Below are 21,325 nucleotides of genomic sequence, written 5' to 3' on the forward strand. Positions count from 1 at the left end.
GATGATCCTAAGAACGCTCTGAGACGCTGATGACGAACTTGCCGATGTTGGCCCGGTTGCGCAGCTGTGTGATCGCCCGTGGGGCGTCCTCGAAGTCGAAGACCCCGCCCACGGCCGGACGGAACACGCCCGTGTCGATCAGCTCGACGAGCCGTTCCATCATGGGCCGCAGGCCGGCCGGGTCACGTGCCAGGGCTCCGACGTTCACCGTGCAGAACGAGCGGCTGCTCATGAACAGGTCCCGGCCGTCGACGGCCAGATCGAGCACTCCCGCGGCTCCGATCTCGACGAAGCGGCCCCCGGGCCTGAGCAGTTCCAGCCCCTTGGCCACGGCGTCGCCGGAGAGGGAATCGACGACGAGGTCGAGCCCTTGGCCTGAGCCGAGTTCCCGTACGGCGTCGGCGAAGTCGGTCTGCTCGTAGTTGATGGGGTGCTGGACCCCGAGCGCCCTCAGGTGCTCCAGCTTGGCTTCCGTACCGGCGGTCCCGAACACGGTGGCGCCATGGTGCAGTGCCAGCTGTACGCACGCCGTCCCGGTCGCGCCGGCCGCCGCCTGGACGAGTACCCGGTCGCCCTGGTTCACGCGCGCCTGGCGCTCCAGGCAGGCGATCGCGGTAAGGCCGCTGATCAGCATGGACACCGCGTCCGTGAAGGAGAGGCCCCGGGGCAGCGGGGTGACCGTGAAGGACTCCGTGGTCACCCGGGCCGCATAGCCTCCTTGCTGGGTGAGCGCGATGACGGGGTCGCCGGGCCTGAGGTGCTCGACCGCGTCGCCCACCGCGTGGACGACGCCGGCCACCTCGTGGCCGGGGACGAACGGCGGGTTCGACAGGAACGGGTGGAACCCGGTGGACGCCAGTACGTCGATGAAGTTGACCCCGACGGCGTGGACGTCGATGACCACCTCGTCCGGGCCGGGCTTGCGCACGGGGACGTCCGTCAGGCGCATGTCGAGCCCGGACGGGGAGGCGGCGATGGTGTAGCCGGGGACGCTGCTGTGGCGCTCCGCCGCGTCCAGGGTGACTTCCTGAGCGCTCTGCGGCAGTGCCTCGGGCTGCGACGCTTCCGTCTCCGTGGCCTCTTCCGTCCCGAGCACGCCGTCCAGGTAGAGCCCGACGGCGTCCACCGTCTGGTGGCTGAACATGAACGTCGCCGGGAGTTCGAGCCCGAAGTGGGCGCCGATCCTGCGGGTGACCGAGACGGAGAGCAGCGAGTCGACGCCCAGGCGGTCGAAGCGCACCGAGGTGTCGATCTCGTCCGGGGAGCGGCGCAGGGCGCGTGCCAGCTCGGCCCGGACGAAGTCGGCGGCCGAGCTTCCGTCGCCTTCCGACCGGGCGGTCCGGGTGCGGGGTTGGTTCCCGGAAGCGAGGGCCGCGTGCCCGCGGTTGAAGCCGGCGACCAGTTCGTCCGCGACGTCGTCGCGGACGTCCAGGACGGCGAGCTGATGGTGGGAGCTCGCCAGGGCGTCCAGGAACGCGCGGGCGCCGTCCTGCGGGGTGATCGGGTGCAGGCCTCGTTCGAGCAGCTGGCGCTGGTACTTGGCGTCGGCGACCATTCCGAGCTCCGCCCAGGGGCCCCAGTTGAGGGAGCGTACGGGCGTGCGCCGGCTGCGTCCGGTGCCCGTCATGGCGTCCAGCGCCGCGTTGGCCGCCGCGTAGGCCCCCTGTCCCGGCGTGACGAACAGGCTCGCCAGGGAGGAGAACAGGACGATGAAGTCGAGGTCCTCCGAGGCCACGGTGTCGATGAGGAGCTGGGCACCACGCTCCTTCGGCCGCATGATCGCGTGCATGCGGTCGGACGACGTCGACTGGATCAGGGCGTCGTCGAGGATGCCCGCGGTGTGGATCACGCCGTGCAGGGCGCCGAACTGACGGAGCGTCTCGCCCAGGGCCCGCCGCATGGCGGCCTCGTCGGTCACGTCGGCCTGGAGGTACAGCAACCGCCCGCCGGCGGCTTCGACCGCGTCCTGAAGGTCCGCGTCGACCTGCTCGCGACGCCCGGTGATCACCACGCGTGCGCCCGCTTCCTCGGCGAGGGTCAGCGCCAGCGTCGATCCCAGGCCGCCCTGCCCGCCCGTGATCCAGTAGACGCCGCCCGGCCTGAGATCCACCGGACCGGCTCCGGTGTCCACCGGGGTGAGAGACGGGAGCGTACGTTCCCCGTGCCGGTAGCGGACGAGGAACGCGCCCGCCGGCAGCGCGAGCTCCGCGGCGATGTCGCGCGCGAGCTCACGCGTCGGGAGTTCCCCGGCGTCGATCTGGATCGCCCGGCCCGACCAGCCCACGGTCTCCTGCTCGAGCGCGCGCAGCAGCGGTGGCAGCGTGACATCGCTGCTCACCAGCGCGAGCTCACGGCGCGCGGCCGACTGGCTCTGTGCGGCGTACCGCAGGAGGGAGAGGAACGCCTCGCGGTCCGGCTCGACGCAGAGCAGCCGCGCGTCCGTCGGCTGTGACCGGAGGAACGCCTCGGTGTCCTCGCCCTCGGGCATCGGAGTGACGGTGCAGGTGGTGCCCGCCCCCCGCAGCTCCTCCACCAGAGCCGCGCACTTCTCGGCGTCGCCGGTGAGGATCACCACGGGGCCGGGGCGCTCGGCGGCCTCGGAGGGCCGGGGCCGCGGCCTGTGCTCCACGGCGAAGAACCGCATGGCGTGCCGGTCGCGCATGCGCTTGAGCGACACACACGTGAACTGCGCGAGCACCCGCCCGTCGGCGTCGAGGATCGCCACGTCGCAGTCGAAGCTGTCCGCCTTCTCTTCCAGTTCGCCCCGAAGGCGCACATGGGCGAACGCCGGACCGGACCACTTCGCGAAGACGTCGACGCGCTGGTAGCCGAATCCCACGAAGGTGCCTTCGGCGCCGACGCCGAAGGAGAGCGCGGCGATCGACTGCATCGCCCCGTCGACGGCGTCCGCGGGCAGCCAGTGGCCACGGGTCTGGTCGGAGGGCGTGGCGAGCCTCGTGAGCACCTCCTTCTCGCCCAGCCGGATCTCGGTCACCATGCGCATGCTGGATCCGTAGCTGAGGCCCGAAGCCGCCAGGTGCTCGTACAGGGTCTCGGACCCGACCTGCTCGGCGCACCGTCGGCGGATCTCGGACAGGTCGGCGGCGGGCGGGGCCGGCCGCGTGCTCGACCACACCGCGGAGACGTGTTCCTCCCACACGGCGCCCGGGTCGTCCGCCGCTCGGCTCTCGACGGACAGGACCGGCTCGTCCCCCGAGCGGGCGCGCCGGGAGACCCGCACGTGGCGGGACTCGCCGTCGGCGACCGCCAGCGGGTTGGTGACCAGGACGTCGGTGAGCCCGTACCGGCTCACCTGCCCGGGGTTCAGCTCCCGGAGCGCGGCGTCGAGCATCCACGCGGCCGGTGCGATCGCCCGCTCCTGCACGCGGTGATCACGGATGACCGGCAGCGCACCGGTGACCAGCAGCCCTTCGGCCCGCCGGCTCGGCGGCTCGACCCAGCGCACCTGGCGCTGCCAGGCGTACGAGGGCAGCCGCGCCCCGGACCGGGGCCGGCCCCCGTAGAACTTGTGCCAGTCGATGTCGCAGCCCGCCTCGAAGAGCGCGGCGACCGACTCGTAGGGGGATTGGTCCTCCCCGCGTCGCATCGCCGGTACGGCGGCTCCGGCATGGCCGGCGTCCTCCAGGCACTCCGTCACCGAGACGGACAGCAAGGGGTGCGGGCTCAGCTCCAGGAACACGCGGTGGCCTGCCGCTCCCGCGTCGCGCACCGCGTCCGCGAAGAGGACGGGCTCGCGCAGGTTGAGCCACCAGTAGTCCGCGGTCAGCGCGTTCGTGTCGAAGCGCTGACCGGCGAGGGACGAGTAGAAGGGAACGGTCGCACGCCGGGGCGACAGTCCGGCGAACTCCGCGAGGAGATCATCCCGGAGGTCCTCCAGCAGGGCGCAGTGCGAGGCCACGTCCACCTTGACCCGGCGGCAGAAGACGTCCCTGGCGTCCATGGCGGCGATGAACTCGTCGACGGCCCCGGTCTCCCCGGACACGACCGTCGTGCCGGGCCCGTTGTGCGCGGCCAGCGACAGGCGGTCCCCGTACGGCTCCAGGAACTGCCGCACCCGTGCCACCGGGAGCGAGACGAGCGCCATGGCGCCCTGGCCCCGGTGCCGCATCATCAGTGCGCTGCGGCGGCAGATGACCCGCGCCGCGTCCTCCAGGCGCAGCGCGCCCGAGACGTGGGCCGCCGCCACTTCGCCCATGCTGTGTCCGATGACACCGGCGGGCCGTACGCCCCAGGACCGGAAGACCGCCGCGAGGCCGACCTGCATCGCGAAGATCGCCGGCTGGACGACGTCGATCCGCTCCAGCAGGGGGGCGCTGTCCTCCTGGGTCAGGACCTGGCGCAGCGACCAGGAGACGTACGGGGCGAATGCCTGCTCGCAGCGCGAGATGGCGAGGTCGAAGGCGGGTTCCGTGTCGAGGAGGGCCCGGCCCATCCCGATCCACTGGGCCCCTTGTCCCGGGAACACGAAGACGACGCCCGCGTCGTCCGGCGCCGGGCTTCCGGCCGCGAACGGCCCCCGCAGGCGGGAGAGCAGCTCGTCCTTGTCCGCGAAGGTGAACGCGGCGCGGACGGCACGCCCCCGGGGCCCGCCGCGCCCCCGCAGCAGCGTCGTCGCGGCGGAACCGTGCCGCAGCGTGTCGGCGGTGAGGTCTTCGGCCCAGGTCGCGTAGCGCGCGGCCTGGGTGCGCAGGGCTTCCTCCGTGCCGGCGGACAGGGCCAGGACCTGTACGGGATGTTCTCTGCCCTCGGCGCTCTCCGGCTGTGGTGCGGGGCCGAGGAGGGCATGGGCGTTGGTGCCGCCGAAGCCGAAGGAGCTCACTCCGGCGACGCCGGCTTCCGGCGCGGGTTCCCACGGCTTCAGCGAGGACTGCACGCGCAGTCCGAGTCCGTCGAAATCGATGTCCGGGTTCGGCTCCGCGCAGTGCAGGGACGGCGGCAGGGCCTTTCGTTCGAAGCACAGGGCCAGCTTGATGAGGCCGGCGATGCCCGCCGCCGCTTCCAGGTGCCCGACGTTCGTCTTCACCGAGCCGATCGCGCACGGCCGGTCGTCGGAGCGTCCCTTGCTCAGGGCGCTGCCGAGGGCGGCGGCTTCGATCTGGTCGCCGATGGCCGTCCCCGTGCCGTGGGCCTCGACGTAGTCGACCTCCCACGGATCGACGCCCGCGTGTTCGAGCGCGAGCCGTACGACCTCTTCCTGGGCCTGCCGGCTCGGCGCCAGCAGCCCGTTGGTCCGCCCGTCCTGCGTCACGGCCGAGCCGCGGATCACCGCCGAGACACGGTCGCCGTCGCGCAGTGCTTCGCTGAGCGGTTTCAGCACGACGACGCCCGCGCCTTCGCTGCGTACGTAGCCGTCGGCCTGTGCGGAGAAGGTCTTGCAGCGCCCGTCGGGCGCCATGACGCCGGAGTTGTCGAACGCCTCGGTGATCGACGGGGTGAGGATCACGTTCACGCCGCCGACGACGGCGACGCCGCACTCCCCCCGCCGTATCGCGTCGCACGCGAGGTGGACGGCGACCAGGGAGGAGGAACAGGCCGTGTCGATCGACAGGCTCGGCCCGCGCAGGTCGAGCAGGTAGGACAGCCGGTTGGCGGCGACGCTGGACGCGCCGCCCAGCAGCGAGTACGCGTCGATCGTGGGCGAGTCGGTCAGGACGCTCCGGTAGTCCGAGGTGGAGATGCCGACGTAGACCCCCGTGGGCGAACCCGCGAGGCTGTACGGATCGATCCCCGCGTCCTCGATGGCCTCCCAGGCGACCTCCAGGATGAGCCGCTGCTGCGGATCGATCTTGGCGGCCTCGTGCTCGCTGATGCCGAAGAAGTCGAGGTCCAGGCCGCCGATGTCGTTGAGGAAGCCGCCGAGCCCCGCACGGGCCGTGCCGCTGTTCCCGCGGTTCCATCGCGCGAACCTGTCGTCGGGGACGGTGCCGATGGCGTCCACGCCCTGTTCGAGCAGTTCCCAGAACGCGTCCGGGCCGTCGGCTCCGGGAAACCTGCACCCCATGCCGATGATCGCGATCGGTTCGTTGTGGGCGTGTTCCGGGGCGGCTCGACGCGGCGTGGCGGCGCTCTTCCCGGGCGTCCTGTCCTGGAGGTGGTCCAGGAGTTCCCTGAGGGTGGGGTGGTCGTAGGCGATGGTGGGTGAGATCCTCCGGCCCAGGCGGGCGCCGATCTCACCGGCCAGGGCGACCGCGTCGGCCGATGACAGGCCGTACGTCGCCAGCGGTTCGTGGGGCGAGATGGTGTCGCCCGCGTCCATGCGGGCGAGTTCGGCTATGCGCCGGCTCAACCAGGTCTCCAGCTCGGCCTCGGAGTCGGCCTCGGAGATCGCTTCCCCCGTCATTGCTTCCCTCTCCGTCTCTGCCGTCATCGGTTCAGTCTTTTCCGTTCCACGGAGACCGGCCGGCGAGGTATTCCTTTCGCGATTCCCCGCGCTGCAACTTCCCGCTCGATGTCTTGGGGAGGGCTCCGGCAGGCAGCAGGACGACGTCTCGCACGGCCAGCTGATGCTCCTGCATCACCGCACGCCGTACGGCGCTCGCGACGCTCGCACGATCGACCGGGTCCTTGCCGTCACCGGTCTCCCGGCGCAGTTCGGCCGCGACCACGACGGTCTCTTCCCCGTCGGTCTCCACGGCGAAGGCGGCCACGCACCCGGGCCGGATCGCGGAGTGCGCGTGCTCCGTGCTCCGTTCGATGTCCTGGGGGTAGTGGTTGCGACCGCCCACGATGATGACGTCCTTGATGCGGCCGCAGACGAAAAGTCCGTCCTCGGTCTGGAAGCCGAGGTCGCCCGTGCGCAGGAACGGGCCCTCGCCGCTGTCGCTCAGCGTTGCCCTGAAGGCCTCTTCGGTGAGGTCGGGGCGCTGCCAGTAGCCGGCCGCGACGCTCTTGCCGGCGACCCAGATCTCTCCGACCTGTCCCGAGGGGCACCGGGTCCGCGCCCGCGGGTCGACGATGGCCACGTCCAGGTCCTGGCTGAAGCCGACGCCGACGAGGAGGCGTGCGTCCGGGCTGTCCTCCGGCACGGCTCGCGCGATACCGCTGCGCTCGAGTGCGCTTCCGTCGAAGGCGCGGAAGATCCTCGGCTGTTTCGTCGGTGCCCCGGTCACCAACAGCGTGCCCTCGGCGAGCCCGTAGACCGGAACGATGGTGTCCGGGTGGAATCCCGTCGACGCGAAGGCGTCGGAGAATTGCTCGATCGATTCCGCTCGGATCGGTTCGGCACCGTTGGTCGCGACGGCCCAGGACGACAGGTCCAGCTCCGCACGCTCTTCCTCGGTCACTTTTCGCGTGCACAGATCGAATGCGAAGTTGGGGGCCGCGGAAAGTGTGCCGCGATATGTGGAGATCGCACGCAGCCACCGCACCGGGTTCTGCAAAAAGGCCACGGAGGGCATCAGTACGGAATGGATTCCCATCATGGCAGGCAGGATGATCATCGAGATCAGCCCCATGTCGTGATAAGGGGGAAGCCATCCGACGCTCACGGTCGACTCGTCGAGATCGAGCGACCTGCGAATCAGCTCGATATTGTGGGCGAGGTTGCCGTGGGTGACCATCACACCCTTCGGCTGCCCGGTCGAGCCGGACGTGTACTGCAGGAACGCGACGGTGTCGGACCCCGGCGCCGGCGTCGGCGCCGACCAGCCGTCCCCCTTCGCCTCGGGAATCGTGTCGATGGCCAGCCAGGCCGCTTCCTGGAGCTCCGGGATCGAGCTCGCCGCCGGTTCGACGAACGCCTGGATCGCGGAGGTGGTCAGCACGGCGGCGGGCTGGGAATCCTCGGCGATGCCGGCCAGCCGGAGGAGCCCGCGCGCCCGCTGCGCGGGGTGCGGCAGATATGTGGGCACGGCGACGACGCCCGCGTAGAGGCATCCGAAGAACGCGACGACGAATTCCTGACCAGGAGTGAACAGCAGCAGCGCCCGGGAGCCCGGCTCGACCTGCGCGCGGAGAGTTTCGGCGACGGCTCGTGCCTTGGCATCGAGCTGGGAGAAGGTGAGGGGTGGTTCCTCGTCCTCGCCGTCGGGGAGGAACGTGAAGAGTCTACGGTCCGGAGTGTTCATGGAGTGAGCGCGTAAGGCGTCGACCACTGTCTCGTAGCCGACTTCGCCTAACGTCGTGGTCTTCTTCGAAACAGCATCGTCGAGCATTCTCAGCCTCATTCAGTGTTGCGTGGGGGCTAACAACTGACCAAGTGCAAATGACGGTTCCATTTTTCACGTTCCGTGAATACTCGCGGCAGCCTAACAAGAGTTGACCATGGGTAACGTGTGACGTGTGCCACAGCGGGCATACCGTCCCTTGACCATGGAATCGTGGAGATCCCACGACCGAACACGGGGGCCTGTGTGGCGAGTTCGTCGAATCCTTCCGGTGTGGGCGCCGACTGGCGGGTCCCGTACGACCCCGGCGCGGTCACCGGCCGCCACCCGGCTCTGCTCGCCCTCGTCGCGCCCGGCGCTCCGGACCGGGACCGGGCGCTGACCTACTTCGCCGAGCAGGCCGCGACGGGCGGGCGCGCCGAGAAGCATCTGTTCGCGCTGGCCTATCTGCGGGCGGAGATGCCGTTCGCGGCTCTCACCACGCTCGGCGAACTGGGCCAGGCCCACCTCGATTCGATCGCGATACGGATGGACCTGGCGACGGTGGCGGCACGCGCGGGCCGCCTGGCGCTCGCCGAGTCGGTGATCCTGGGGTGCCTGGCCCAGCGGCTGAAGGCCGGAATGGAGGAGGAAGGGCCGGAGTTCGAGGAGTTCGTTGCCCGGCTGCGCGAGGTGAGGACGCGCGGCGACAGGAGCGTCGAGCGGCGCTTCCTGGAGCTCAGGATCGCCGCCGGTGAGGAGATGGACGAGCAGGCGGACCCCGACCGGGGACCCTCCACCGAGGCCGTCCTGCTGTACGCGCGGGCGCTGATCTCCCTCGGTGAACTGGACGACGCCCTGCCGCCGTTCCAGCGGGCCGTGGCCGTCCTGGAGAAGCACCTTCCCCAGGTCCCGCACAGCGTCCGCGTGCTGGAGACGCTCGCCGAGGCGCGGATGGGCTGCGGTCCGCCCGAGGCATTGCGGCAGGCGCTGCGCCGGCTGCGGGAGGCCGCCCCCGACTCCCCCGTGCTGCGCGAGGCCCGCGGCCCGTCGCTCGACGAGCGGCGGCTCGCGGAGCTGGAGGCGCATCATGAGTCGCGGCATCTGCTCGGCGAACTGATGGCCAACGCGGACGCGTCCGAGGAGGTCGCCGACGCGCTGGAGGCCACCCTGCGCCGCCGCGGCCGTACGTCCAGGACCGCTCACCCCTATCTGATGGCCACCGCACTCGCCGTGCTGCACCGGGGAGACCTGACGGCGGCGCGAGAGCTGTCGATCGCGCTGGAGGCGGATCCGGACACGACCGTGACCGACCATCTACGGCTCGCCGGGGACTTCCACGAACGGGGCGCGGCCGACGACGCCCGCCGCCATGCGCTCATCGCCGCGGAACGGGCCCGCGACAGTGAGGAACGGGCGTCGGCCGAAGTGCTGCTCGCACGGCTGGAGGGCGTTTCGTGACGGCCCCCGGACCCGACTCCGGGCTGCTCGGGACCGCGCTGCGGGTGTCCACCATGGCCACGTTCCCGGACGTGATCAAGGAAATCGCCGGGATCTCCGGCGCGGACTCCCTCATCGAACTGGCCGGACACCTGAGGTGGCTGGCCGAAACGCAGCGGGAGATCGGCCGCCCCCGCGCGGCCGAACTCTCCGAGTACATCGCCGAACTGTGCGAGGGCATGGCCCGCTCGCCCCGGACCGCGCGCGGCGAGGACGCACCGGCCGGGACCACCACCGCCGGAAACCCGCCCGCCACGAGCACCCGCGTCGCGCCGCCGGCGGACGGACCCGGCAGCTTCCTGGAGCTGCTGCGGGCGGCGGCCGCCCGGCCCGGCCTGCTCGCGGCGTACCGGCTGCTGGACCGGCACCGCCGGCTGCTCCCCGAGCATGCCGTCCATGACGCGCTGCACCGCCTGGTCGGCGACCCCCGGGCCGGCCGCGAGGGCTACGCCCCCTTGATCGGCGTCCTGGGGCTGGTGGCCGACGACGCCGAGAGCCGGATCATCGGCCGGGCCGAGTGGGCCGTGCTCCTGTGCCGGCAGGGGCGCTTCGAGCGGGCGATGTTCCATGCCACCCGTGCCTTCTCGCAGCAGGGTTTCGAGGGCGGCTCCCGCTCCCTCAGCCCGGCCTCCAGCGCGCTGGCCTTCGTTCTGCGCAGCACGCGCCGGCTCGACGAGTGCCTGCGCGTCGAGGCCCGTGCGCTCGCGGCCGCCGCGGACCTGACCGGCGTACCACCTGCCGAACTGTTCAGCATGCGCCTCCAGTACGCCCACGACCTGCAGAACTCCGGGCGGGTGCGGGAGTCGCTTCCGGTGCTCGCCGAGGCGATGGAGCTGGTCAACACCCGTCCCGAACTGGCCCCGTGCGAGGGGGACGTACTGTCCCTGGTGGCCCGCGCCTACCAGGAGAGGGGGGCGTACGCCGAGGCCGCCGAGGTCCTGCGGCGGGTCATCGCCTTCGCGGAGCGGCGCCACGAACGGCAGGACTGGTTCATCGCGCACTCCGAGCTGGCCCACGTCCTGACGCTGCGCGGCAGGACCCGGGAGGCCCAGCGGGTGCTGCGGGAGTGCCTCGCGGCCGGCGAGCGGGAGGCGTCCCCGATGCTGGCCCCGCTACGGCACCACTACGCCGTCGAGCTCCTGCAGGACAAGCAGTACGCGGCGGCACGCCACCAGCTGGAGCTGAGCCTGGCCGAGGCCTCCCCCCGGCAGTGGCTCGGCGCGGCGAACGCGGAGATCGCGCTCGGGGACATCGCGCGCGAGGAGGGCGAGCCCGCGACCGCCCGCGCGCACTACCACCGGGCCCTGGAGCGGGAGACCCGGCACAACGCACGCGGTCGGCTCACCCATCTGCTGGTCCTCACCCGGCTGCTGGCGCTGACGGAGGACCCCGCCGAGCTGGAGGAGCTCCACAGGCCTCTGGAGGCCCACCTCGCCGACGCCCTTGACGGCGGTGACTGGACCACCGCGTGGGCGGTGGCCCTTCCCGTCGGCGACTGGCTGCGGGAGAAACACGGTCCGCGGGCGTGGGAGGCCCACTGGCGGCGCGTACTGGACAAGGCCGACGGGTTCGGCGACGTGCTGAAGGCCGTCACCATCCGGATCCGCCTGGCCCACGGGCTGCGGGACCTGCCGGGCCGGGCGCAGGACGCGTTCGAACTGCTGGCGCAGTGCCGGACGCTGCTGGCGCGGGACGACCCCCGGGCCCCCGGCGAGGGCCGGGACGGCCAGGTCTCGGAGAAGACGATCACGGTGTACGAGGGGCTGATCGGGCTGCTCCTCGACCACGGCGACGAGCTCCGGCTCCCCGGCGGCGCCTCCCCCGGCCGGGTCGCGTTCGATCTGCACGAGGAGGTGAAGTCAGGCGGTCTGCTCGCGGATCTCGCCCTGCTGCCCCTGCCGTCACCGGCCGGCGTACCGGCGGAACTGCTCGCGCAGGAGGGGCGGATGCTGCATTCGGTGCGCCGCCTGCGGCACGGGAGCCAGGCCAGGGAGAGGGCGCGTACGGAGGGCGACGCGGTGTACGCCGGGCTGAGCGGGCAGCTCGGCGAGCTCCAGGACCGGATCGGCGAGCCGGCTCCGGACTACGCGCGGCTGCGCGCGGCGGACGGCGCGCGGACCGTGGACGCCCTGGCGCTGGTGGCCCGGCACGCCCCGGCCGAGGGCATGGTCCTCGCCTCGTACTTCACCGGCCATGAGCGAACGTTCTGCTTCGTCCTGGCCTCGGGCGAGGAGGAGCTGCGCACGTACCGGATCGACGTCGGCAGGAAGCGGCTGCGGGCGATGGCGGACGGCATCCGCCGGCGGATCAACGGCGATCCGGACGTCTACCCCCCGCTGGGCCAGATCGTGGCACGGCGCCCGAGGCGGCTTTCGGAACTGGACGACCCGCCGGCCGAACTGCTCCCGTTCCAGGCTCTCCTGGCCGACCGTGAACTGCTGTGCATCGCCCCGCACGGGCCGCTGGCCGTCCTGCCGCTACACGCTCTGCGGCTGCGGGACGGGTCCTACGTGACCGAGCACGCGGCCGTCGTCCACGCACCGAGCGTGTCGGCACTGGAGTACCTGCTGGCCTCGGACCAGGAGCAGGAGCGGAAGCGGGACACGGAGCGGCGGCTGCTGGCGGTGGGGGTCGCCGCCCGGGAGGACGACGAGCCGGACATGTACGAGGAGCTCAGCCTGCCGCGGGGCCCCGGCTGGGAGGTCACGGCCCTGACCGGTCTGGACGCGACGCCGCTCGCGGTCGGCTCGGAGCTGGAGCGGCACTCGCTGGCGGTGCTCACCTGTCACGGTTACGCGAGCCCGCTGGACCCCGAGGACTCGTCGCTGGTCCTGACCGACGGACGCGCCAGGGGCAGCAAGGACGTGAACGAGCTGAATCTGCCGGAGTCGTTGCCCTTCCTGCTGCGGGCCGTGGACATCTCCACTCCGCTGCGGATGCCCCGCACCGTGGTCCTGCGCGCCTGCTCGGCCGGGTGGAGCGACCCGCAGCACCCCGGCGAGGACTTCACGGGACTGACCCGGGCCTTCTTCCGCGAAGGCACCCACACCCTGGTCGCGCCCGTGTTCAATGCCCATCGGGACAGTTCGGCACGGCTGCTGGCCGACTATCTGCGCGGGGTGATGGAGGGGCAGCCCTCCTGGAAGGCGCTGTGGGAGGCGAGACGCCGGATGCTCGCCGACACCGCGCACCCGTATCTGGCACATCCGTACCACTGGGGCGGGTTCATCTCGCTCGGAGACTGGAGGTAGTGATGCCCGTCGCACAACTGAGCGATCGCTCGGTGGTGTTGTCCCTGCAGGAGATCGCGCAGGAACTCGGGGACGAGCTCGGCTCCCCCGCGGACAGCGGGATCGCCGACGCCCGGGACGCGGAGGAGCTGCTGGCAGCACTCTTCACGGCGGCCGGTGAGCCGGAGGTGGCCGTCCCGGCGGACGAGCCCGGAGCGGTGGCCGCCGGACGGCGGCTGCTGGAGCTGCTCGCGGAGGACGACGTCACCGGGGAGCTCGCGCGGAGCGTGCTGGCCGATCCGCCGCAGGACGACCAGCTGGCCGTGAACGATGCCGTGACCGGGGTGGTGGTGCTGGCCGCGGTGGTGAGCTGGCTCCAGACGAAGGTCTCGTTCCGCTTCCACCGCGACCGCGAGGGCCGACGGGAGATCGAGTTCTCGGCGGAGAAGACGACGGACCCGAAGGTGCTGCGGCAGGTGGTCCGCGTCATCCGGGACCTCCTCCTACCGCCTCCGCCTCCCCCGCCGCTGCCGTGACCTCCCGCCGGGCCCCGCGCGTGGTTCACGCGCCGGCGGCCTCCGCCAGGTACGCGGCCGTCTTCTCCGGCTCGTAGAAGAAGTTCTCGAAGTCGGCCGGGTTGTTGAACCCGTTCGCGAACCGGTCGGCCACCGGGGGCAGCTGACCCGCCGCGCCGATCAGGTTGAGGACGTGCTCCGGCGGGACGCCGAGCATCGCGTTGGTCCACTTGGTGACGTGCTGCGCGGTGTCCCAGTACCGGTCGAACGTGGACTGCATCCACTCCTCGTCGAACGGCTTGTCGCCGTGCTCGACGATCGACTCCAGGTACGCGGCCGCGCACTTGGAGGCCGAGTTGGAGCCCTGGCCGGTGATCGGGTCGTTGGCGACGACGACGTCCGCGACGCCGAGGGCAAGCCCGCCGCCGGGCAGCCGGCCGATGGGGTTGCGCACGGTCGGGGCGTAACGGCCCGCCAGCGTGCCGCCCGCGTCGGTCAGCTCGACCTTCGTCGCGCGGGCGTACTCCCACGGCGTGAACTTCTCCATCAGCTCCAGGGTGAGGGAGAGGTGCTCGGCCGGGTCCTTGATGCCCTGGAAGGCGTCGAGCGGGCCGCCGGGGATGCCCTCCCAGAAGAGGATGTCGGCGCGGCCGGAGGTGGTGAGGGTCGGCATGATGAAGAGCTCGCCGACCCCGGGCACCAGGTTGCAGCGGACCGCGTCGTAGTCGGGGTGCTCGGGGCGCGGGCCGAGGCCGTGGACGTAGGAGACGGCGAGGGCGCGCTGCGGCTCGGCGTACGGGGAGCGGGAGGCGTCACGGCCGAACATCGAGACCAGCTCGCCCTTGCCCGCGGAGACCATGACCAGGTCGTACGTGCGGGAGAAGTAGTCGAGGTCGGAGACGGCGGCTCCGTGCACGACGAGCTGGCCGCCGCGCTGGGCGAAGGTCTCCATCCAGCCGGACATCTTCACGCGCTGGTCGACGGACTGGGCGTACCCGTCGAGCTTGCCCACCCAGTCGATGACCCTCTGGGACTCCGGGCCCGCGACGGAGACGCCGAGGCCCTCGATCCTCGGGGCCTGGGACTCCCAGAAGTTGATCTGGAGGTCGCGCTCGTGCTGGAGCGCGGTGTCGAACATGCACTGCGTGGACATGACCCGGCCGGACCGGATCTCGTCCGCCGTGCGGTTGGACATGAGGGTGACTTCGTACCCCTTGGACTGGAGTCCGAGGGCGAGCTGGAGTCCGGACTGACCGGCGCCGACTATGAGGATCTTCCGCATGGCGGGGCTCTTTCGTTACGGGACGGACTACGGGAGGTGGCTATTCAGGGGTGACGTCGAGCGCGTGGCCGACCAGGGCGAGCAGCGACTCGATCACCGTGATCCGCTTGCGCGCGTCCATGATCACGATCGGGACGTGCGGCGGTATGGTGAGGGCCTCCCGTACGTCCACGGCCTCGTAGGCGGCCGTGCCCTCGAAGTGGTTGACGGCGACGACGTACGGCAGTCCGCAGCTCTCGAAGTAGTCGAGCGCGGGGAAGCAGTCGGACAGCCGACGCGTGTCGGCCATCACGACCGCGCCGATCGCGCCGCGCACCAGGTCGTCCCACATGAACCAGAAGCGCTGCTGGCCCGGTGTACCGAAGACGTACAGCACGAGGTCGTCGTCGAGGGTGATCCGGCCGAAGTCCATCGCCACGGTCGTGGTGATCTTGTCGGGCGTCGCGGTGAGATCGTCGGTCTCCTCGCTCGCCCGGGTCATCAGCGCCTCGGTCTGCAGCGGTGTGATCTCGGAGACCGACCCGACGAAGGTCGTCTTGCCCACGCCGAAACCGCCCGCGACCACGATCTTGGTGGCGATCGGTGCGCGGGTGTGATCGGTCTGCCAGGGCTGTACGTTCTCGTCCTCCACGGCGGTGGGGAGGTCAGAGACGACGGAGTCCACTCAGCACCCTTTCGAGCAACGCGCGCTCGGGCCGGCCGGAGCCGTCCCCGGCCCCGGTCCCGTACACGCGGATCTTTCCTTGGTCGGCCAGGTCGCTGAGCAGCACCCGGACGACACCCAGCGGCATCTTCAGCAGCGCCGAGATCTCGGCGACGGTACGCATCCGTCGGCAGAGCTCGACGATGGCCCGCATCTCCGGCATGACCCGGGCGGCGAGGCCCCCGTTCGTCAGCTCCTTGCGCGACTGCGACTCGCCGGCTTCGAGCGCGGCGACGAACGTCTCGACGAGGAGGACGTGACCGAAGCGGGTACGGCCGCCGGTGAGGGAGTACGGGCGGACGCGGGCGGGGCGGTTCCCGGCGCCGCGCACGGGGAGCCGGGGGGCGGGTTCTGCGGCGGACATCACTTGGCGCTCTCCATCGATTTGCGCAGCTCGCTGCGGAGTTCGGGGGTGAGTACGTGTCCGGCGCGGCCGACGAACAGCGCCATGTGGTACGCGACGACGCTCATGTCGCAGTCGGGGTCGGCGTGCACGCCGAGCAGGGAGCCGTCGCTGATGGACATCACGAAGACGCTGCCTTCCTCCATGGCGACCATGGTCTGCTTCACCCCGCCGCCGTCCATCAGCTTGGCCGCGCCGATGGTGAGGCTGCCGATGCCGGAGACGATGGTGGCGAGATCGGCGCTGGAGCCGCGCGGGCCGTCCTGGCGGCCGGGGGTGGCGGGAGCGGCGTTCCGCGCGGGGTCGGAGGAGAGCAGGAGCAGCCCGTCGGACGAGACGACGGCGACGGACCGGACCCCTGGCACCTCCTCGACGAGGTTGCCCAACAGCCAGTGAAGGTTGCGGGCCTCACTGCTCAGCCCGAACTCGCCGGTCACAGTCAACTGCGTGCCTCCTCGACGGTGTCCCCCGAATCCTCGCGGTGTTCCTGGTTCCGGGTGGTCCCGGTCCCGGTCCCGGTGCCGGTCCCGGGCCCGGCTTCGGCGAGCTCCGATTCGACGTCGCGGCGGCCGTCCTTCGCACCCTGGTGGAACCCACCGAGCCGACGCCGCAGCGCCTCCGCGTCGACGGACTTGGCCCGCGCCTTGGGCGCGGCGGGCGGCGCGACGATCTTGGGCGTGCGCTTGGGCAGGCCCTTGTCGGTGACCGGTTCGTCGGCGTCGCCGTCCACGGCATCCGCGGCGGGTGCGGCCTGTACGTCGCCGCCGTCGGCGACCCGCTCGTGCGCGTCGGGCTCCGGCGCGGGCCGCGGAATCCTGACCTGAAGCGTGACCTCGGGGCCGGAGCCCTCCGGGCGGGGGGCGTCGGCGTCCGGGTCGGCGTCGGCGTCGGCCGCCGGGGCTGCCGCCGTGGCGGTGTCCGCGGTGGTCGCCGGGGTGACGTCCGGGGCAGGCGCGTGGTCCGGGCCCGGGTCCGCGTCGGCGTCCGGGGCGGCGTCGGCGTCGGCCGACGGAACCTCCACCGGGGCGGTGTCCGCGGCGGACTCGTCGTCCGTGTCCACGACGGGCGCCTGAGCCGTTGGCGTGCTGGTGTCCTCGTTGGCCGCCGGGGCGGTGTCCGCGGCGGCCGCGTACTCCGCGTCCGGAGCGGCGTCCGCGTCGGTCGCGGGCTCCGGGTCCCGGTCGGTCACCGCGGCCGCGGGCTCGGCGTCCGGACCGGTCGCCTCCGCCTCGCTCTCCGCGTCGGCCGCCCGCGTGGACGGCTCATCGGTCGCAGGGGTCGCGGCGCTGGGCGCCTCGGTCCCGGCGTCGCCCTCCGACGCTTCGAGTGCGTGCTCCGCTGCCGCGATCAGCGGGTCGTGGGCGGCGGCGGCCCGGCCCGGCAGGGTGTTGGAGTTGGCCTCGGCGACCGAGCCGGGCAGGGTCAGCGCGGGGGTGCTCTGCGCGGGGACGGCGGGCGGCGCGGTGGGGAGCAGCGACTGCGGGAGGACGACCACCGCGGCGAGGCCGCCCTGCTTCTGCTCGCGCAGCTGGACCCGTACACCGTGACGGCGCGCGAGCAGCGCGGCGACGCGAAGACCCAGGCCCTCCCCGTCGATACCGAAGTCCGTGTCGCCGGGCTCCGGGTCGGCGAGCTTCGCGTTGAGCTCTTCGAGGCGGCCCTCGGTCATCCCTATGCCCTCGTCCTGCACGGAGAGCATCACCTCGCCGCTCTCCAGCAGCCAGCCGGAGAGCTGGACCTGCGCGTCGGGCGGCGAGAAGGAGGTGGCGTTCTCGAGCAGTTCGGCCACCAGGTGGCTGAGGTCGTCCGCGGCGAACCCGGCGACCTGCGCGTGCGGCGGCAGGGACTGGATCGTGACGCGCTCGTACCGCTCTATCTCGCTGACCGCGGCGCGCATGACGTCCACCAGCGGCACCGGGCCGACATGGGCGTGACCGTGCTCGGAGCCCGCGAGCACCAGCAGGTTCTCGCTGTGCCGGCGCATGACCGTGGCCAGGTGGTCGAGCTTGAAGAGGGTGGAGAGCCGCTCCGGGTCCTGCTCGCGCTCCTCCAGGTTCTCGATGATGGCGAGCTGCCGCTCGACGAGCCCGAGGGTGCGCAGCGAGAGGTTGACGAAGGTGTGGCTGACGGTCTTGCGGAGTCGCTCCAGCTGCTCGCTGACCTCGGCGGTCCGCGCCTGCAGCTCGGTGCGCTGGGCCGCCAGCTCCGCGCGCGCCGCGCTCGCGTCACTGCGGACGGCGTCCAGCTCCTCGGTGCGGGCGGCGAGGTCGAGGAGCTTTCCGTGGACGGTGTTGAGGGACCGTACGACCTGCGCGAACTCGTCGTTGCGGCCGGTGAAGCGGATCGGCTCCTCCGCCTCGGGGTCGGCGGCGAGCCGGGCCGCGCCGATGCGCAGGACGGCGAGCGGGCGGGTCAGCGTACGGGCGACGGCCGCGGAGATGCCGATCGTGATGAGCAGGCAGCCGCCGAGCAGCGCGGCGCGCAGCTCCAGGCCGGTGACGTCGTCATCGCGGAGCTGTTCGAGCCGTTCGACCTGGGCGGAGACCAGCGCGGACTCGACGCCGCGCATCTGCTCGACGCGGGCGGAGAGGGCGGACTCGACCTTGGCGCGGTTGGACTTGAGGTCGCTCTTGGACAGCTCGGGCTGGTCGGTGAGGCGCGCGAGATAGCCCTCGGCGGTCTTGACGTCGGGGCCGGTGACGGTGGCGGCGAGCTTGTCGCGGGCTTCGCCGCTCGCGGCCTGGTCGAAGTCGGCGAGCGCGGCGAGTTCCCGGACCCGGGCCTGCTGGGCGGCAGCGCTCAGGGCGCCGCGTGCGGCCTCGGCCTCCTCCTTGCCCTTGTTCTTGTCCTCGTCCTCGACCGGCAGCCCGGTGACGGGGTCGAAGGAGGGGCCCTCGTCCTCCTCGGGTGCGGGCACGGAGAGCGCGGCGAGGAGCAGTGCGCGGCTCGCCGATGCCTGCTCGACGGCGAGGCCGAGTGCCGCGGGTGCCCGGCTGGCCTCGGCCGCGCGGGCCGGGGTCTTCTCGGCGAGCTCGTCGGCGAGCGCGTGCAGCCCGGCGATGATGTCGGTGTACGCCTTGTACGCGTCCAGGGCGGTGCCCTTGCCGCTCAGGGCGGTGCGGCGGACGGACGGCACGCTGTCGAGGTCGCGCAGCAGCTCGACGTTGGCGGCGGGGACGTTCGCGCCGATCTCGTCGATCTGCCGGTCGACACGTGCGCTGCGGCTGTCGGAGATGGTGCGGCGGTCCTTCTTCGGTCCGCTCTGGTCCTCGCGGCCGGCCGCGATGTACGCGGTGACCTCGTCGCGCTCGTCGGCGAGGGAGTGCGCGAGGGTGACGGCCTGCCGGTTGAGCTCGGCGAGGGTGACGAGCCGCTGGGACTCGGTCAGCTCGCCCGAGGCGGTGAGGAGCGCCGGGGCGCCGGCCGCGAGGACGGTCAGGGAGACCAGGGCGACTCCGGCGACCAGCCGGCGGCGTACGCGCACGGGGCGCCCGCCGGGGGTGAGGCCGGGATCGGGCGTGTGGCCGGGGTTGGTGGCGGCCTCATTGGCCTGTGGGGTCCCCGTGGGGGTCGCGGGGGTCGCAGTACCGGGCGTACCGCCCTTGCCCCGAGGCCGCTTCTTCTGCACCGGTGCTCGCATTCTCGACTCGTCCGCCCATGAAGCAGAGGTGACGGCCGGTCACAACACGAGAACGCCCCCCACCCCTGGCACGGCTTACGACCATTCCAGCGCTTTTGGGAGGGGGACGCGCATCGGCCGCTCCGCCACCCGAACGAGTGAACATCACTCAGGAGTTGGCGAACAACTCATGTGCAAACGCAATTCGGTGCCGCGCGGAGCGCCGGTTGGACCTTCTGGGCGGGCTTTGGCAATATGCGCGCCCGCAGCGGGCCGGAGTCGATCATTCCACCCAAAAGCCGCTGGTCGCCGCAGTGGTTCAGGCCAATTATGCGTTCTGGCCCACTTCGTGAAGGAGTCGTAAGGAGTTACGTCGGCTCGGGCAGACTGGGGATCATGCGTTTCGAACTCGCCACCACACCCGGCGATCCCGAACGCCCCAACGAGGACTGGGCATCCATCGCTCTGCCCGCCTCGGGCCAGGGCGGATCGCTGGTGGTCCTGGACGGGGTGACGCCCCCCAGGGGTGATGACGGTTGTGTGCACGGGGTGCCCTGGTTCACGGCCCGGCTCGGCGGCGCGCTGATCGAACTGTCCGGTTCGCTCCGGGATATGCCCCTGGCCGAGATTCTCGCCCTGTCCATCCGCCGCACCGCCGACGCCCACCGCGAAACCTGTGACCTTTCTCACGTCCGCACGCCACAGGCGACCGTCGCTCTCGCCCGCTGGGACGAGGAGAGCGTCGAGCATCTCGTCCTCTCCGACGCGACGCTGCTGCTGGAGTCGCCGACCGGTGCCGTGCGGGCGGTGCTCGACGACCGGCTGGACCGCATCCCCCCGGAGATCCTCCGCTCGCACAGCGCGACCGACGCCCTGCGCAACCGGGAGGGCGGCTTCTTCACGGCGGCGGCCGACCCGGCGGTGGCACGGCGGGCGGTGACGGGCCGTACGCCACGCGCGGAGGTGCGGGCGGTGGCGGCACTGACGGACGGGGCGTCGCGCTGGAGCGACCTGTTCGAGGAGGGCACCTGGGGGGACCTGATGGGGCTGTTGCGCAAGGAGGGGCCGCACGGCCTCGTGGAGCGGGTGCGGGCGCTGGAGCGCGCCGACGCGGCGCGGGGCGGGGTCCGGCGGTGGAAGACGCACGACGACGCGACGGCGGTGTACGCGGAGTTCTGAGGGTTTCAGGGACTTTCGGAGCGCGTATTGAGCTGGTGCAGCAGCCGGGCCAGTTCCGCGACTTCCGCCCGGTCCCAGTCCGCCAGCTTCCGTACATACCGGTCACGCCGGGCGTCGCGTACCCGGCGGAAGCGGTCCCGCCCCTCGTCGGTGAGCCGGACGAGAGACGCACGCCCGTCGGCGGGGTCGGGCTCGCGGGCGACGAGGCCGAGCTCCTCCAGCGCGCGCAGCTGCCGGCTCATGGTCCCCTTGCCCACACCGAAGTACGCGGCGAGGTCGGTGGCGCGCTGCCCGCCCGCGTCCTCCAGCCGTACGAGCAGTCCGTAGGCGGCGGGCTCCAGCTCCGGGTGGACCTCGCGGGCCATCTCCCCCGAGGAGGCACGGGCGCGGCGCAGGAAGACGGCCAACTCGCGCTCCAGGGCGAGGAACTCCTGGAATTCGTGGTCCACACCACTTCCTTCCGTGGGGTTCGATTCACTCCCCGTACTGCTTCCGTGCACGTCAGCACCCCTCGCGCGGTTTCCCGGTCCTGAAAGTTTCTTTCGCCGACGGCCGTTGCCGCAGCTCCGTCAGTATTTCGCAGGCATAGACCAACGACGGGGACCGGGCCCTCTTCCACCGGGGGGTCTACGTGCGTAGCGTCATTGATGACATGTCCACACCATCAGCGCACGCGACATGTCGACAGATCCCCCCCCATTACCTTCTTGGTGGTCCCGCAATGGGGCGCCCGGCCTCCGGAGTTGGCATGACTTTCTCCCCCTGTCGAACGCATGGCCTGGGGGGTGG

At 71.9% G+C, this 21,325-nt stretch carries 12 protein-coding genes; 4 read left to right on the plus strand and 8 right to left on the minus strand.

Annotated elements, in window-relative coordinates; translation table 11 throughout:
* Window positions 1-7: 7 nt before the first annotated feature.
* Together ABT342_RS26570 and ABT342_RS26575 are read right to left on the minus strand one after the other, a co-directional pair.
* Entirely contained in the window at window positions 8-6,388 is a 6,381-nt protein-coding gene (locus ABT342_RS26570; RefSeq protein ID WP_351578816.1) for an SDR family NAD(P)-dependent oxidoreductase, read from the minus strand.
* 4 nt (window positions 6,389-6,392) lie between these two features.
* On the minus strand, window positions 6,393-8,174 hold the full coding sequence (locus ABT342_RS26575) for a fatty acyl-AMP ligase (protein ID WP_351578819.1): 1,782 nt from the start codon (window positions 8,172-8,174) through the stop codon (window positions 6,393-6,395).
* 165 nt (window positions 8,175-8,339) lie between these two features.
* Between ABT342_RS26575 and ABT342_RS26580 the strand changes: the two genes are divergently transcribed.
* Genes ABT342_RS26580 through ABT342_RS26590 form a run of 3 tightly spaced genes read left to right on the plus strand, consistent with a single transcriptional unit; the run spans window position 8,340 to window position 13,371 of the window.
* A complete protein-coding gene (locus ABT342_RS26580; protein WP_351578822.1) occupies window positions 8,340-9,566 on the plus strand; it encodes a tetratricopeptide repeat protein in 1,227 nt (408 codons plus the stop codon).
* The gene (locus ABT342_RS26585; protein ID WP_351578825.1) at window positions 9,563-12,856 is read left to right on the plus strand and encodes a CHAT domain-containing protein; all 3,294 of its coding nucleotides are present in this window, start codon (window positions 9,563-9,565) and stop codon (window positions 12,854-12,856) included. The genes ABT342_RS26580 and ABT342_RS26585 overlap by 4 nt, the downstream gene beginning before the upstream one ends.
* Before the next feature lie 2 nt (window positions 12,857-12,858).
* Window positions 12,859-13,371: a hypothetical protein gene (locus tag ABT342_RS26590; protein WP_351578828.1), complete on the plus strand. Its 513-nt coding sequence runs from the start codon at window positions 12,859-12,861 to the stop codon at window positions 13,369-13,371.
* A 25-nt stretch (window positions 13,372-13,396) separates the two neighbouring features.
* On the opposite strand, the gene ABT342_RS26595 is transcribed toward ABT342_RS26590, so the two are convergent.
* Genes ABT342_RS26595 through ABT342_RS26615 form a run of 5 tightly spaced genes read right to left on the minus strand, consistent with a single transcriptional unit; the run spans window position 13,397 to window position 19,378 of the window.
* Window positions 13,397-14,632, minus strand: a complete 1,236-nt coding sequence (locus ABT342_RS26595) for a styrene monooxygenase/indole monooxygenase family protein (RefSeq protein ID WP_351578831.1) — start codon at window positions 14,630-14,632, stop codon at window positions 13,397-13,399.
* 40 nt (window positions 14,633-14,672) lie between these two features.
* Window positions 14,673-15,296, minus strand: coding sequence for a GTP-binding protein (locus ABT342_RS26600; RefSeq protein ID WP_351578834.1), 624 nt, complete (start codon window positions 15,294-15,296; stop codon window positions 14,673-14,675).
* Window positions 15,277-15,699, minus strand: a complete 423-nt coding sequence (locus tag ABT342_RS26605) for a DUF742 domain-containing protein (protein ID WP_351578837.1) — start codon at window positions 15,697-15,699, stop codon at window positions 15,277-15,279. Before ABT342_RS26605 ends, ABT342_RS26600 begins: the two co-directional genes overlap by 20 nt.
* Window positions 15,699-16,181, minus strand: coding sequence for a roadblock/LC7 domain-containing protein (locus ABT342_RS26610; RefSeq protein WP_351578839.1), 483 nt, complete (start codon window positions 16,179-16,181; stop codon window positions 15,699-15,701). The genes ABT342_RS26605 and ABT342_RS26610 overlap by 1 nt, the downstream gene beginning before the upstream one ends.
* Window positions 16,178-19,378 carry a sensor histidine kinase gene (locus ABT342_RS26615; RefSeq protein ID WP_351578842.1) on the minus strand — a complete coding sequence of 1,067 codons (3,201 nt, stop codon included), beginning with the start codon at window positions 19,376-19,378 and terminating at the stop codon, window positions 16,178-16,180. Before ABT342_RS26615 ends, ABT342_RS26610 begins: the two co-directional genes overlap by 4 nt.
* A gap of 375 nt (window positions 19,379-19,753) precedes the next feature.
* On the opposite strand from ABT342_RS26615, the gene ABT342_RS26620 reads away from it, so the two are divergent.
* Window positions 19,754-20,536: a hypothetical protein gene (locus tag ABT342_RS26620; protein ID WP_351578845.1), complete on the plus strand. Its 783-nt coding sequence runs from the start codon at window positions 19,754-19,756 to the stop codon at window positions 20,534-20,536.
* A gap of 5 nt (window positions 20,537-20,541) precedes the next feature.
* On the opposite strand, the gene ABT342_RS26625 is transcribed toward ABT342_RS26620, so the two are convergent.
* Window positions 20,542-21,036 (minus strand): MarR family winged helix-turn-helix transcriptional regulator, encoded by a 495-nt coding sequence (locus ABT342_RS26625; RefSeq protein ID WP_351578848.1) that lies wholly within the window; start codon window positions 21,034-21,036, stop codon window positions 20,542-20,544.
* Window positions 21,037-21,325 lie beyond the last annotated feature (289 nt).

This window comes from Streptomyces sp. NPDC000410 (genome assembly GCF_040300305.1).
Taxonomy (GTDB): domain Bacteria; phylum Actinomycetota; class Actinomycetes; order Streptomycetales; family Streptomycetaceae; genus Streptomyces.

Coding starts and splice junctions, on each gene's coding strand:
- ABT342_RS26570 (WP_351578816.1), bottom strand. CDS start 6,388: ATGACGGCAGAGACGGAGAGGGAAGCAATGACGGGGGAAGCGATCTCC.
- ABT342_RS26575 (WP_351578819.1), bottom strand. CDS start 8,174: ATGCTCGACGATGCTGTTTCGAAGAAGACCACGACGTTAGGCGAAGTC.
- ABT342_RS26590 (WP_351578828.1), top strand. CDS start 12,859: ATGCCCGTCGCACAACTGAGCGATCGCTCGGTGGTGTTGTCCCTGCAG.
- ABT342_RS26595 (WP_351578831.1), bottom strand. CDS start 14,632: ATGCGGAAGATCCTCATAGTCGGCGCCGGTCAGTCCGGACTCCAGCTC.
- ABT342_RS26605 (WP_351578837.1), bottom strand. CDS start 15,699: ATGTCCGCCGCAGAACCCGCCCCCCGGCTCCCCGTGCGCGGCGCCGGG.
- ABT342_RS26615 (WP_351578842.1), bottom strand. CDS start 19,378: ATGCGAGCACCGGTGCAGAAGAAGCGGCCTCGGGGCAAGGGCGGTACG.
- ABT342_RS26620 (WP_351578845.1), top strand. CDS start 19,754: ATGCGTTTCGAACTCGCCACCACACCCGGCGATCCCGAACGCCCCAAC.